This is a genomic window from Oceanobacillus arenosus (assembly GCF_003369575.1).
Taxonomy (GTDB): Bacteria; Bacillota; Bacilli; order Bacillales; family Amphibacillaceae; genus Oceanobacillus; species Oceanobacillus arenosus.
In genome coordinates, this window is record NZ_PIOC01000005.1 from 16,256 (window position 1) to 29,983 (window position 13,728).

General features: G+C 37.2%; 21 protein-coding genes and 1 pseudogene. All 22 read left to right on the forward strand.

Annotation, left to right across the window (positions count from 1 at the left end):
* Positions 1–73: 73 nt before the first annotated feature.
* Positions 74–1,303, forward strand: coding sequence for a phage portal protein (locus CWR48_RS04260; protein ID WP_211316700.1), 1,230 nt, complete (start codon positions 74–76; stop codon positions 1,301–1,303).
* Positions 1,293–2,000 (forward strand): hypothetical protein, encoded by a 708-nt coding sequence (locus CWR48_RS04265; protein WP_115771808.1) that lies wholly within the window; start codon positions 1,293–1,295, stop codon positions 1,998–2,000. The genes CWR48_RS04260 and CWR48_RS04265 overlap by 11 nt, the downstream gene beginning before the upstream one ends.
* 18 nt (positions 2,001–2,018) lie before the next feature.
* On the forward strand, positions 2,019–3,425 hold the full coding sequence (locus CWR48_RS04270; RefSeq protein WP_115771809.1) for a terminase: 1,407 nt from the start codon (positions 2,019–2,021) through the stop codon (positions 3,423–3,425).
* A gap of 10 nt (positions 3,426–3,435) precedes the next feature.
* Positions 3,436–3,594, forward strand: a complete 159-nt coding sequence (locus CWR48_RS20320; RefSeq protein WP_170140698.1) for a hypothetical protein — start codon at positions 3,436–3,438, stop codon at positions 3,592–3,594.
* Between the two features lie 14 nt (positions 3,595–3,608).
* Entirely contained in the window at positions 3,609–3,848 is a 240-nt protein-coding gene (locus CWR48_RS04275) for a hypothetical protein (RefSeq protein ID WP_115771810.1), read from the forward strand.
* A 74-nt stretch (positions 3,849–3,922) separates the two neighbouring features.
* The gene (locus tag CWR48_RS04280) at positions 3,923–4,111 is read left to right on the forward strand and encodes a hypothetical protein (RefSeq protein WP_115771811.1); all 189 of its coding nucleotides are present in this window, start codon (positions 3,923–3,925) and stop codon (positions 4,109–4,111) included.
* 17 nt (positions 4,112–4,128) lie between these two features.
* On the forward strand, positions 4,129–4,398 hold the full coding sequence (locus tag CWR48_RS04285) for a DUF6275 family protein (protein ID WP_115771812.1): 270 nt from the start codon (positions 4,129–4,131) through the stop codon (positions 4,396–4,398).
* A 138-nt stretch (positions 4,399–4,536) separates the two neighbouring features.
* On the forward strand, positions 4,537–4,998 hold the full coding sequence (locus CWR48_RS04290; RefSeq protein ID WP_115771813.1) for a phage scaffolding protein: 462 nt from the start codon (positions 4,537–4,539) through the stop codon (positions 4,996–4,998).
* A 6-nt stretch (positions 4,999–5,004) separates the two neighbouring features.
* Positions 5,005–5,883, forward strand: coding sequence for a phage major capsid family protein (locus tag CWR48_RS04295; RefSeq protein ID WP_115771814.1), 879 nt, complete (start codon positions 5,005–5,007; stop codon positions 5,881–5,883).
* Between the two features lie 13 nt (positions 5,884–5,896).
* Positions 5,897–6,160 (forward strand): hypothetical protein, encoded by a 264-nt coding sequence (locus CWR48_RS04300; RefSeq protein WP_115771815.1) that lies wholly within the window; start codon positions 5,897–5,899, stop codon positions 6,158–6,160.
* An 11-nt stretch (positions 6,161–6,171) separates the two neighbouring features.
* Positions 6,172–6,591 carry a phage Gp19/Gp15/Gp42 family protein gene (locus CWR48_RS04305; RefSeq protein WP_211316702.1) on the forward strand — a complete coding sequence of 140 codons (420 nt, stop codon included), beginning with the start codon at positions 6,172–6,174 and terminating at the stop codon, positions 6,589–6,591.
* On the forward strand, positions 6,551–6,889 hold the full coding sequence (locus CWR48_RS04310; RefSeq protein WP_115771817.1) for a hypothetical protein: 339 nt from the start codon (positions 6,551–6,553) through the stop codon (positions 6,887–6,889). Before CWR48_RS04305 ends, CWR48_RS04310 begins: the two co-directional genes overlap by 41 nt.
* Positions 6,882–7,118 carry a hypothetical protein gene (locus tag CWR48_RS04315; RefSeq protein ID WP_115771818.1) on the forward strand — a complete coding sequence of 79 codons (237 nt, stop codon included), beginning with the start codon at positions 6,882–6,884 and terminating at the stop codon, positions 7,116–7,118. The genes CWR48_RS04310 and CWR48_RS04315 overlap by 8 nt, the downstream gene beginning before the upstream one ends.
* Positions 7,119–7,454, forward strand: coding sequence for a hypothetical protein (locus CWR48_RS04320; RefSeq protein WP_115771819.1), 336 nt, complete (start codon positions 7,119–7,121; stop codon positions 7,452–7,454).
* An 11-nt stretch (positions 7,455–7,465) separates the two neighbouring features.
* Positions 7,466–8,035, forward strand: a complete 570-nt coding sequence (locus CWR48_RS04325; RefSeq protein WP_115771820.1) for a phage tail tube protein — start codon at positions 7,466–7,468, stop codon at positions 8,033–8,035.
* Positions 8,036–8,037: 2 nt separating this feature from the next.
* A complete protein-coding gene (locus CWR48_RS04330; protein ID WP_115771821.1) occupies positions 8,038–8,301 on the forward strand; it encodes a hypothetical protein in 264 nt (87 codons plus the stop codon).
* Between the two features lie 11 nt (positions 8,302–8,312).
* The gene (locus CWR48_RS04335) at positions 8,313–8,681 is read left to right on the forward strand and encodes a DUF5361 domain-containing protein (protein WP_115771822.1); all 369 of its coding nucleotides are present in this window, start codon (positions 8,313–8,315) and stop codon (positions 8,679–8,681) included.
* Entirely contained in the window at positions 8,682–11,012 is a 2,331-nt protein-coding gene (locus tag CWR48_RS04340) for a phage tail protein (RefSeq protein ID WP_115771823.1), read from the forward strand.
* Entirely contained in the window at positions 11,013–11,720 is a 708-nt protein-coding gene (locus CWR48_RS04345) for a phage tail family protein (RefSeq protein WP_115771824.1), read from the forward strand.
* Positions 11,720–13,267: a phage tail spike protein gene (locus CWR48_RS04350; protein ID WP_115771825.1), complete on the forward strand. Its 1,548-nt coding sequence runs from the start codon at positions 11,720–11,722 to the stop codon at positions 13,265–13,267. Before CWR48_RS04345 ends, CWR48_RS04350 begins: the two co-directional genes overlap by 1 nt.
* A gap of 15 nt (positions 13,268–13,282) precedes the next feature.
* Positions 13,283–13,417: a hypothetical protein gene (locus CWR48_RS20985; RefSeq protein ID WP_281270241.1), complete on the forward strand. Its 135-nt coding sequence runs from the start codon at positions 13,283–13,285 to the stop codon at positions 13,415–13,417.
* Positions 13,380–13,728, forward strand: a pseudogene (locus CWR48_RS04355) (hypothetical protein); the annotation flags it as partial. The gene CWR48_RS20985 and the pseudogene CWR48_RS04355, both read left to right, overlap by 38 nt.

The window sequence follows — 13,728 nt, forward strand, 5'->3', positions numbered from 1 at the left end:
ATTCGTCCTTCACGCTGTCACTGTGCAGATTTTCTCGTGCAACTTATGAAATACCCTAGGAAGGAGTGAAAACGTGCAAGGAATCGATTATTTACGCTCTAAATTAGACCTTTATAGACAAGGTGCATTGCAGCGTCAAAAGGTTTATGACATGAAAGATAATTACAATGCTCCGGGCATTACAATACCACCTGAATTAAGACGACAATATAAAGCCACGTTAGGTTGGGGAGCAAAATCGGTCGATAGTTTAGCAGACCGTTTAGTATTTCGAGAGTTTGCAAATGACAATTTTAATATAAACGAAATCTTTCAGATGAATAGTGCAGACATCCTTTTTGACGATGCAAAACTATCGTCACTAATTAACTCATGCAGCTTTATTTACATTTCAGAAGGTGATGATGTTATCCCTCGATTGCAAGTCATTCAAGGTTCAGAAGCTACAGGAATACTTGATCCAGTTACTCGTTTGTTAACTGAAGGATATGCAGTGCTTTCAAGGGATGAATATGGAAAACCAAAAGAAGAATTATATTTCATAACTGGTAGAACTGATTATTTTGTTAATGGTGATTTATACCGTTCAGAAGATAATAATGCGCCTGCTCCGCTATTGGTTCCAATTATTCATCGACCAGATTCAAGCAAACCATTCGGTCGTTCAAGGATTACTCCTTCTGCAGTTTATTATCAAAAATATGCGAAGCGTACTTTAGAACGTGCTGATATTACAGCGGAATTCTATTCGTGGCCACAGAAGTACGTTGTGGGAACATCTCAAGATGCAGAAGCGATGGATAACTGGAAAGCAACTGTTGCATCGTTCTTGGAATTCACAAAAGATGATGATGGAGACAAGCCAACACTCGGTCAATTTACAGTTCCGTCAATGTCACCATTCGTCGAACAATTAAGAACTGCTGCATCAGGATTTGCAGGCGAAACAGGTTTAACTTTAGATGACTTAGGTTTTCCGTCTGATAATCCATCAAGTGCTGAAGCAATTAAAGCAAGCCATGAAACGTTAAGGCTACAAGCAGAAAAAGCACAACGTGATTTTAGTTCTGGCTTCTTAAATGTCGGCTATTTAGCTGCATCATTGAGAGATAATGTTCCGTATAGGCGTAATCAGTTATATCAAACAAAAGCAAAATGGGAGCCAGTCTTTAAACCAGATGCTTCGACAATATCGCTTATTGGTGATGGTGCTATCAAGATTAATCAAGCTGTTCCAGGCTATTTTGATAACGATAATTTACGAGATTTAACTGGGATAGAAGGTGTGAATAATGGCAACTGATATTGTTCCAGAGTTGTTAGAAAACATTCAAAGAGATTTTAATACTGCGATTAGCAGAAACGGAAAGTTGCAAAGTATCCAAGCAATGATTGAAAAAGGGACGGCCACCTATAAACAAGCGAATGAGTACGCAGTGGAAGTTGGGGAAATATTAGCACAAACATTCAAAGTTCACATCAAATCAGATGTACTTCCTGATGGAAAGATGTATTACAACATTGCGGAAAGAATCTTGAACCCAACGTTAAGTAATAATCATATAATTGTCGCTCGTGTTTCTGCTGAGATACAAGGAAACTTGAATAGATCAGTTGGTTTAGGTTTAAAGGGAATCGCCCCAGCAGTTAATCAATTTAGAGTAGATAGTATTATAAATCGTGTAGTGGCAGAAGAAGTTTTTGATGATGTAGCGTGGATATTGCAAGAACCAATTGTTAATTTCACTCAATCGATCGTGGATGACACCATAAAAACAAATGTCGAATTTCAAGGTGAATCGGGATTAAGTCCACGAATAATGAGGTCGGCTCACGGTCACCCTCCTTGTGATTGGTGTCGCTCTATGGAAGGGGTGTATAAATATCCAGATGTACCTGAAGATGTCTATAAAAGACACGACAGGTGCCGATGTACTGTCGAATACGATCCAGGGGATGTGCGTAGACAGAATATCTGGACAAAAGAATGGAGTGGGTAGCTGAAAGGGTGTTGTTAGATGACTGTGACTGTGAGAATTGGAGAACAAACTCCTACAAGATCATTAATCTTACCATATAACAAATCGTTGGGCAGTGAAGCTATTGAATTGTATGAAAAGTCAGGTCGTACAGCTTTTGATTGGCAAAGATTTATAGTTGATGCAATCTTAGCCAAAAACGAACAAGGCTTATGGGTTCATATGAACTTTGGTTATTCTGTTCCTCGACAAAATGGTAAGAATGAGATTGTGGCCATGCGAGAACGACTAGGTTTGGACAAAGGAGAGCGTATTCTACACACTGCTCATCGAACAACAACTAGTGCTGCTGCTTTCAATCGTTTGTTAGCCGTACTCGAAGAAAGTGGGCTAGAAGATGGAGAGGATTTCCACAAAATAAAAGCAACAGGTAGAGAAAGTATAGAACTATTTGGTGGCGGCCGCGTTGATTTTAGAACACGTACATCTACTGGTGGATTAGGGGAAAGTTTTGATTTACTCGTAATCGATGAAGCTCAGGAATATACAGACGACCAACGTTCTGCTTTGATGTATACAATTGCAGCAAGTCCTAACCCTCAAACAATTTATACCGGTACACCTCCAACTCCAATATCAAGTGGTACTGTATTTACTCGAATGAGAGACAATGCATTACAAGGTAGTGTTGAAGAAACTGGATGGGCAGAGTGGAGCGTAGATAAACAATCCGATGTACGGGATAAAGATTTATGGTATCAAGCTAATCCAAGTTTAGGTTTGAGAGTATCTGAACGTAACATTCAAGCCGAAGTCGGCGATGATGACATTGACTTCAATATCCAACGCTTAGGATTGTGGATTCAATATAATCAAAAATCAGCCATTTCTGAAAATGAATGGAAAGATTTACACGTTGATACCTTGCCTTGGCTTACAGGGAAAATATTCGCGGGTATTAAATATGGATATGACGGAACAAACGTTGCTTTAAGCATTGCTGTAAAAACTGTGGATGACAAAGTATTCGTTGAAACGATAGATTGTCAAAGTCTTAGAAATGGTCATGCATGGATCATACACTTTTTAAAAAATGCAGATGTCCAGGAAGTAGTAATCGATGGTGCAAATGGTCAAAATATCTTAGCTGAAGCAATGAAACAAGCAGGATTAAAGAAACCGATTTTACCAACAGTGAAAGAAATAATTGTTTCTAACTCGATGTTTGAACAAGCACTATTTCAACAAATGATTACACATAAGAGTCAACCGTCATTGTTCCAGGTCGTCACGAATTGTGATAAACGAAACATTGGTACACAAGGTGGATTTGGTTATCGCTCGCAGATTGAAGAAAATGACATTGCATTAATGGAGTCTATGATATTAGCACATTGGGCTTGTTCGGAAGCTAAGCCGCCTAAGAAACAGAAAATAAGATATTAGGGGTGAGAAAATGGACGCAAAAGATGAGAACATCGAGTTTTTCAAAAAGATAAGAGATATTTCTAGTGATATTGTTGATTCATATGAAAAGGAAGATGAAAAAGAATTCGAATCTGCTATTGGTAGATTTATGCTGTTGATGATGACGACTGATTCAATGAAAAAATAAGGAGGTTTAGGAATATGGGTGAGAGGTTTAGGAATATGGCTGATTTGCAGGGAGCTTGGGAAGTTATTGCTGAAGCTTTTAGTGAATTGGCAGAGACGTTAGAAAGTATTTTTTCCGGAGTAGTTGAAACGATAGAACACATTGATAGGGAAGAAGATTATCGTCAAAATTGGTATGTTCCTAAAAGTATTACACTAAACCATCAAGTATTAGATAGAAAACCAATGTTAGCTAACATACGAAATTCCATTTAAGAAAGGAGTGTGATCCATTATCTCCTAGCTACCAGGTGCGGTAGCCGTTTGTAAATTGTGAAGGGGGTATAATTTTGTCTGAACATAATATCGTTTTATCTGAACATGACATTGCAAGACTTATAAACGGTGAAGAAGTATCGACAAAGATTAACGGTGAAAAAGTGACGATTAGACAAAGTTACATGAAAGATGCTGCTGCAGATATTCTCGTTAGAAAAATGAGAGTAATGAATACTGTATCGAATACATTTGAATATTAAAAAAGGTGGTAGAAAATATGGATAGCCAAAAGTTTATTGAAAAATGTAAAGAACTAGTAGCTGAGTATGCTAACGAACACTTAGATAGAACGGATAAAGATGCAAAGATTGATAAAGAAGCCGTTTTTGTTGTTTGGAGTACAAAGGTTCTACAGAACAACAAAGCATTATTGAGCACCGTTCTGTTTGATGGAATGTACTATGAATTGACATTCAACGGTGATAAAAATGAGATTTACTTTGATGCATATAAGAAATGGGAAAATAAATGTATTGAAATCAAGTAACACGCACCTAGCAGTCAAGCGTTAGGTGCTTTTATTATGCTTAAAATCGTCTTTTTAGCATTTATGGACGTTAACTATTAAAGCTAGTCGCAGACGTAACTGCGTAATCAAATCGTAACTAAATTGGAGGTTTTATTGATGAATAGAGAGCAATTGAAAGAACTTGGATTAACTGATGAACAAATCGAAAGTGTCATGAAAGCACACGGTAAATCCATTCAAGATTTGAAGCCGGCACAAGAAGAACTTGATGGATTGAAAACCGAAAAATCCACACTCGAACAACAACTTGCAGACCTGCAAAACACTCTAAATACTCAAAAGGATGAATTAAGCAGTGTTGATGATTTAAAGAAAGAAGTAGAAACTTATAAACTAAAGGATTTAAAGACAAACATTGCAGTACAGGCAGGCATCCCATTGGAGCTTGCAGGCAGATTAAGTGGTTCAACTGAAGAAGAAATAAAAGCAGATGCTGAGAAAATCGCAGGATTTGTGAATAAAAAGCAACCATTGCCAATGAAAACAACCGAACCTCCAAAGGTAGATGAAAAAGAACAGGCTTATGCAAAAATATTAGAAAACTTAAAAGGAGAGTAAAAAACTATGGCATTAGAAAGAGGAACGTTATTCGAACCAGTATTGGTTAAAGATTTAGTATCAAAAGTACAAGGTAAAAGTTCATTAGCAGTATTATCCGGTCAAACGCCGATTCCATTTAACGGTAAAAAAGAGTTCATGTTCACAATGGACAGTGAGATTGATGTCGTTGCTGAATCTGGCAAAAAATCACACGGTGGTATTTCATTAGCGCCAAGAACAATCGTACCTATCAAAGTTGAATATGGTGCACGGGTTTCTGATGAGTTCATGTACGCTGCAGATGAAGAACGCATTAGTATTTTACAAGCGTTTAACGATGGATTCGCTAAAAAAGTCGCTCGTGGTTTAGATTTAATGGCGTTTCATGGTGTTAACCCACGCTCAGGAACTGCTTCAGCAGTCATTGGCACGAACCACTTTGATAGCTTAGTAGATCAGACTGTTACTTCGACTGCTAACGCTAATGCAGATATCGAATCTGCTGTTGGTGTCGTTCAAGGTTCAGGTGGAGAAGTAAGTGCTTTGGCAATTGCTCCTACTTTCCGTACTTCATTAGCTGGATTGACTAAAACTGATGGTAACGCAATGTTCCCTGAATTGGCATGGGGTGCTGCACCACAAACACTAAACGGCGTACGTGTAGACGTTAATAAAACAGTTTCTGACATGTCTAATGATTTAGCTGTTATTGGTGATTTTGCCAATGCGTTTAAATGGGGATATGCTAAAGAGATTCCTATGGAAGTCATCCAATATGGTGACCCTGATAACTCAGGATTAGACTTGAAAGGTTACAACCAAGTTTACATTCGTTCGGAGTTATACCTCGGCTGGGGAATCTTAGAACCTGAATCATTTGCTCGTATTATCGAAAATGCGTAAGGAGGAAAACTATATGCGCTATAAGAATGTGAGAACAGGGGCTGTCGTTGACAGCTCTTCTATTATTAAAGGTAAAGATTGGGAAGAATTTAATCAAGAAAAAGCAACAGAAGAAGTTGAACCGACAGAAGAATACGTCGAAGAAGAAGTCAATTTAGAAGAAATGACAAATAAAGAATTAGAAAAATTCGCAGAAGAACAAGGCATTAAACTCACCACTGAAGACAAGAAGAATAAAGATACAAGAATCGCTGCTATCACTAAAGCCTTTGAATAGGTGGTGGAATTATGAATTTTGCAACTGTGGAAGACTTAACGGCTTTATGGAGACCTATGAGTGCGGATGAACAGACTCGTGCCGAAGCATTGCTTCCAGTTGTTTCAGACAGATTGAGACTAGAAGCTGAAAAAGTAGAAAAAAACATTGACCAGATGATTACTGACAGTGTTTCTTATAAAAACGTAGTTAAATCTGTAACCGTTGATATCGTGGCCCGAACACTAATGACATCTACAAGTCAAGAGCCTATGTCTCAGTTCTCACAATCTGCTTTGGGTTATACCGTATCTGGAACATTTTTAACTCCTGGTGGTGGTTTATTCATTAAGCGAGACGAATTAAAAGCCCTAGGCTTGAGAAAACAGCGTTATGGGGTGATGGATTTTTATGACACTAATCAAAGGAATAACAATTACTTTAATCAATAAAAAAGAAGTGGGCAGAGATCCGTTTGACCAACCTATTGTTAAGGATGTACCTATTGAAGTCGATAACGTGCTTGTAAGTCCGACATCGACTGATGATATTGTTAATCAGTTAAATATTGATGGTAAAAAAGCAATTTATACCTTAGCTATTCCTAAAGGAGATACGAATAATTGGGAAGATGCTGAGGTATTTTTTTTCGGTAAACGTTGGCGAACATTTGGTATTCCAACGGAGGGGATAGATCACTTGATTCCGCTCGACTGGAACAAGAAAGTGATGGTGGAGCGTTATGAGTAAAATGGATTTTAAATTAAATAGTAACGGTGTGGCTGATTTGTTGAAATCTAAGGGTATGCAAGATGTGTTAAAAGGATATGCGGCAGGAATAAAAAATAAAAGTGGTGCTGGGTATGAACAAGATATGCATGTGGGTAAAAATCGCGCGAATGCCAGAGTTTGGGCGGAAACATCACAAGCTAAATCCGATAATTTAAAAAACAACACCATTTTAAAGTCGGTGAAGTAGATGATTGAATTAATCATTTTAAATCACTTAAATGATAAAATATCCGAACCCGTATCACTCGAAAAACCAAGTGCACAAACAGGCTCATATGTCGTGTTTGAAAAAACATCTAGTAGCAAAAATAACCATCTACCATCAGCAACATTCGCTTTTCAGTCCTATGCAGATTCTTTATATAATGCAGCCATTTTAAATGAAGAAGTCAAAACAGCAGTAGAAAGTTTAATTGAACTTGATGAAATAAGAGGTCTCACTCTCAACAGTGATTACAATTTTACAGATACAACAACAAAAGAATACCGTTATCAAGCAGTATACGATATTAGATATTATTAGGAGGTATTATTATGAGTGATGCAAAAAACGTATCAACAGCAAAACCGAAAGTTGGCGGTGCGGTATATTCTTCACCATTAGGAACAACTTTACCATTAGATGCAGCGACTGAAATAGATCCAGCTTTTAAAAGTTTAGGATATATTTCAGAAGATGGAATGGCTAACGAAAACACTCCAGAGTCCGAAATAATCAAAGCATGGGGTGGCGACACAGTTGCATCTGTTCAAACAGGCAAAGAAGATGCCTTTACTTACACTTTAATCGAAGCTACTAACGTAGATGTACTGAAAGAAATTTACGGTCAAGATAATGTAACTGGTACATTAGACACCGGAATCACGATTAAAGCAAATTCCAAAGAGTTAGAAGAGCATTGTTTAGTGATTGATATGATTTTAAAGGGTGGAATTTTAAAGCGAATTGTTATTCCTAGTGGTAAAGTTTCTGAAGTTGGCGAGATTAGTTATGCCGATGCAGATGCTATCGGTTATGAAACTACAATCCAAGCAATACCAGATTCAGAGGGAAATACACATTATGAATATATCCAAAAAAATGCACCGGCTGGGGGTAATTAATAATGATCGAAGGAAAAACAAAATCAGGATTTGAATATAAAATTTCTAAAGCAAGGTTAGATAACTACGAGTTAGTCGAAGCCATTGGCGATTTAGACACAAATCCTTTAGCAATTACTAAAGTAGTAGATTTGCTGTTAGGTAAAGAAAATAAAGATTCCTTAAAAGAACACGTGCGTGATGATGATGGCATTGTCTCCGTTACTTCTTTAAGTAATGAACTTACTGAAATTTTTACCAGTCATAATGAAACAAAAAAATCCTAATCCTTGCCAGGATGATTAAATTAGACGAGGATGCATTAATATGTGACCTTGCCGAAACATATCGAATATACGATTACAGACAGCTACCTCCAATAAGGGTAGCTGTTTTTGCGTTTGGTCTGAGAGATGATTCAAGAATGAAAATGAAAGAAAGTGGTCAGTTAGTACCGATAGACACTTTATTGTTGGCTGGAATCTCCGACAAGCTTAGCACTCTTGTTTGGTTCCAGACCGCGGATGGACAAAAAGGTAAGAATAGGCCAACAATGCTGACTAATTTATTAACATCTCATAAAACAGAACCTAGCAAAGATACAGCTGTTTTCGATTCTGGTGAGGACTTTATAAGAGCGAGAAATCGGTTAATCGGAGGTGAGTAGATGGCTACCGAATTAGGACAAGCTTATGTACAGATTATGCCTTCCGCAAAAGGGATTAAGGGATCTATTCAAAAACAATTTGATCCGGAGTCTGTCTCTGCCGGTAAAAGCGCAGGAAGTAAGCTAGGTGCTAGTTTAAAAATAGCAGCAGTTGCATCAGTTGCGGCTGCAGGTCTAGCTTTAGGTAAAGTTATTTCTTCTTCATTAAGTGAAGGAGCTGCTTTACAACAATCATTAGGTGGTATTGAGACTTTATTTAAGGATAGCGGTGATAAAGTAAAGGCATTTGCTAATGAAGCTTATAAAACAGCCGGATTGTCAGCAAATGATTATATGGAAACCGTAACTAGCTTTAGTGCAAGTCTTTTGCAATCAATGGGCGGAGATACTGAAGCAGCTGCAGACACGGCAAACATGGCTTTGATTGATATGTCGGATAATGCCAATAAAATGGGTTCCAGCATGGAAAGTATACAGGATGCTTATAAAGGTTTTGCGAAACAAAACTATACAATGTTGGATAACTTATCTTTAGGTTATGGCGGAACAAAAACTGAAATGGAACGACTCTTAGCTGATGCTACTAAATTAACTGGTGTTAAGTATGACATTAATAACTTAGATGATGTCTATAATGCTATCCACGCAGTTCAAGAGGAAATGGGTATTACAGGTACAACAGCAAAAGAATCTGCTGAAACATTCAGTGGCTCTCTTGATTCGATGAAAGCATCTTTTTCTAATGTGTTGGGAGGATTAGCACTAGGTCAAGACATAACACCAGCATTGAACGCATTAGCCGAGACGACTTCAACGTTTCTATTTAACAACTTTTTCCCTATGGTTGGCAATATATTAAAAGCATTGCCCGGAGCTATAATAACATTTGCAAAAGCAGCAGGACCGTTATTTATGCAAGCAGGTCAAGATTTCATTAGTAATTTAAGCAAAGGTATGTCCACTGGAAATTTAGGCTTTATTTTCCCTATATTGGATGAAATTATCAATGCAATTAGTAGTACATTCAGTATAATTACTGGTTTCATAATGCAAATCTGGGGTAGTTTAGTTGCCTGGTGGAACGCAAATAGTGCTCAAATCTTAGCAACAGCGCAAACAGTATGGACAACTATCATGACAACAGTTAATACGATTGTACAAGCTGTCGTGGCATTTGTAATGCAAATCTGGGCTGGTTTGGTTACTTTCTGGCAAGAACATGGTCAGATGATTTTACAAGCTGCACAAAATGTCTGGAATGTTATCTCCATTGTAATATCTACTGTAATGAATGTTATATGGGGAATAATGCAAGTGCTTTGGCCCGTTATCCAGGCGTTAATCGTTTCCGTTTGGAACAATATCAAAGGGGTTATCCAAGGAGCTATCAGTGTCATAACTGGAATCATTCAGTTTTTCGCAGCATTATTTACAGGTAATTGGTCTGCATTATGGGATTCCGTTAAACAGATTCTTTCAGGAGCTGTTCAACTTATTTGGAACCTTGTGCAGCTATGGTTTGTTGGTAAGATACTTAAAGCCGGTCAAGCATTATTTACCGGACTAAAAGGAATAGTGACAAACATCTGGAATGCCGTTAAGTCATTATTTTCAAGTGGTGTAAACACTGCAAGAAATGTCGTGTCAACTGGTTTTAATTTCATTAGAAATATTGTTAATACAGTCATGAATGCCATTCGTAGTGTAATTTCAAATATTTGGAATGGAATAAGGAACACGATTTCTAATGTTGTAAATGGCATTAGGAACACGATATCAAATATATTTAATTCTCTTCGGGGAATCGTTTCTGGTGCTTTTAGTGGTGTGACGGGAGCCGTACGAACCGGAATAGGCAACGCTTATAAAGCTGTAACAGGTAAAATCAGTGACTTTTTCAATGCAGGTAAGAATATTGTTGGCTCTATTGCAGATGGAATTAAGGGAGCTGTTGGAAAAGTTACCGGAGCGATTAGTAACATAACTCAAAAGATACGTGACTTCCTGCCGTTTTCACCACCAAAAACCGGTCCGTTAATTGATATTATGGATGTTAAGTGGGGAGAAACAATTGGTGCCGGGATTACCAATGGAGAAGATGAAGTTGCTAAGGCGATGGATGACATTTTAAACTTCGACTTAACTAAAAAGGCTCAATTTAATAACCCTCAAAATAATTACAATAACAATAATCGTGATCATTTATCATCTCAACAAAACCAGCCGATCATATTACAGGTTGACGGAAAAACCTTTGCGCAAATTATGGGTGATTACACAAGTGCAGAAGGTGGCAATCGTATTCGTAGGATAGAGAGGGGGCTTGCTTAAATGTATGGAATAGAATTTAACGGTAAACATTCCTATAAAGATTTCGGGATAACTTTAGGTGTCGAGAAAAACGTTGGTTATCCTGAAAAAGAAAAAATAAAAGTAAAGGTCCCCTTCTCTAATATTGAATATGATTTTAGTCAGATTTACGGAGAGCAGACGTACACACCAAGACCACTGACATATACACTTAACGTACTAGATAAAAATAATACTACAGAAAAAATTAATGTTATAGAAACCAAATTATCCAATTGGCTCATGAACAGTAATGGCAAGAAAAAGTTATATGATGATACAATCCCTGGATATTATTTCTTGGCAGAAGTTGAGGGATTAAGTTTTGATGAACTCTGGAACTCAGGTACATTAACAGTTGAATTTACAGCTTACCCATTTATGATAAGTGAATTAGAGGAAGGTCATGATAGATGGGATGACATTAACTTTGATTTAGATATATTACAACCAGTCGAATTCACTGTTAATGGGACATTAAACATTACTTTGTTTAATGTGGGTACTCCTAGCTTATCACCAGAGATTCAAACTAGTTCAGCTATGCAGTTTGTAAAAGATGGTGTTATTTACAATGCACCAGCCGGATTAAGTAAAAGTGAAGATTTTAAGCTGCAATCCGGTGAAAATGATTTAAGAATAACAGGTAACGGTACAATCAAGTTCCTCTTTCATAAGGAGTTGATTTAGTGTACAAAGTTACGATTATAAATGGTGATGCGGAAACAGTTATCCATAGTCCGCATGCTAATGGATTAAAACTCGAAACTGGGACGATTAAGAAAGAAGTTAACAAGATTGACTCTTTTAATATGTCGTTCTTTTTGAATAACCCTGCATATGGAAAATTAAAGCCGTTTAAGACGCTTATTAACGTGTTGAATACAAAGACATTAGAATATGAATTTGAGGGACGTATACTCAACCCTAATGGTAGTATGGATGATGATGGATTACACGTTTATAACTATGAATGTGAAGGTGAATTAGGGTATTTACACGATTCACAGCAAAAGCATTTAGAGTTTAGGGGAACTCCTAAAGAATTAGTTACTTTAATGTTAAATTATCATAATAGCCAAGTAGAAGATTATAAGCATTTTGAGGTAGGGAATATCGAAGTCACTACATCAACCGATAATCTATACGTGTATTTATCAGCAGAATCAACAACATTTGAGGAAATAGATGATAAAATACTTGGTCGTGTTGGTGGAGAGTTACGTATCCGAAAAGAAAATGGAGTTCGTTATTTAGATGTTCTCGAGCGCGTTGGTGAGGATAAGCAAACAGAGATTAGGATTGCGAAAAACCTAAGAAGTATTAGTCAATCCGTGGATCCAACAGAAATCATTACTCGATTAACACCACTTGGAACTAGAATAGAAAGTGAAGATGAAGGAGCAACTGATGCATCTGAAGCACGATTAACAATCGAATCAGTCAATAACGGACTACCTTATATCGACAGACCAGATTTAATTGCAGAATTTGGAATACAGGGTGGATCTATCACTTGGGATGACATAACACTACCTAACAGACTTTTAACAACAGGACAAAATTGGATAAACAAGCAAAAGATCGCTCTTTATCAATATGAAATATCCGCATTAGATTTATTTTTAATTGGCTTAGATATGGATAACTTTGACGTGGGAAACAGTCATCCAGTAATTAATCCGATTATGGGTATTGATGAACTATTACGGATTATCGGTAAAACAACCGACATTAATAACCCACAAGATGCTTCCTTGAAATTTGGTGATAAGTTTAAGACATTAAATGATTATCAAGCAGACTCCAATAAGTCAGCTAGAAAAGTTGTGGAGCTAGAAAGCATCGTAAACACTCAATCATCAAGAATAGGCGGTTTACTTCAACAAATTAATAACGTTAATACAGAAATCGGAAACGTTAAGAATATAATCATTGATGCAGATTTAGAAGAACTACCAAACGCAATCAGCGCACTAGAACAAGCGATTAACAACCTTAACGATGCACTAGATGGAATACCTATCTATGACTTAGCAACACCAACATCGGATGGGCTAATGGCTTCTGCTGACAAGGTTAAGCTAGATGGATTGCAGAACTATTCATTAGCAACAGAATTTACTAATGGGTTAATGACAATGACTGATAAACAGAAATTAAACCGAATAACCGTGACTGGCAATATTGATTTAGACGATCTATTAGCTAGATTAGTAGTATTAGAGACCCAATAAGGAGGTCTTTTTTTTATGGAGAAAACCGTATCAGAAAGACTGTTAGAATTGGCAGAAATGCTTTATCGTAAAGCAGAAGAAATAAAAATGAAAACACAAGGAGCTGAAACGGATGTCAATACCACAGAACATAAAAAACTTAGCGAATAGCGTCCGTAATGCTATTTATGGTAAAGATGTACGTGAATCCATTGCCAAAAGTATGGAAGCAACAGGAGACACTGCTGACGTTGCAAAGAAAACATCAGAGGAACAAATTGAACGAGTGGATCGCATTATTGCTAACGCAGGAAAAGATAACACTGAGATAGTAGATGCTCGTGGTGGTGAGAAGCTTTTAGGCAATCGTCTTAATTCAATAGATCAGAATATGGCACAAATGGCATCATTATCTTATGTCGATGCTATTTTAGCTAGTTTAGGAAATGGAGCGCCCAAAGAGGCGTTTTTTTCTTTACCTG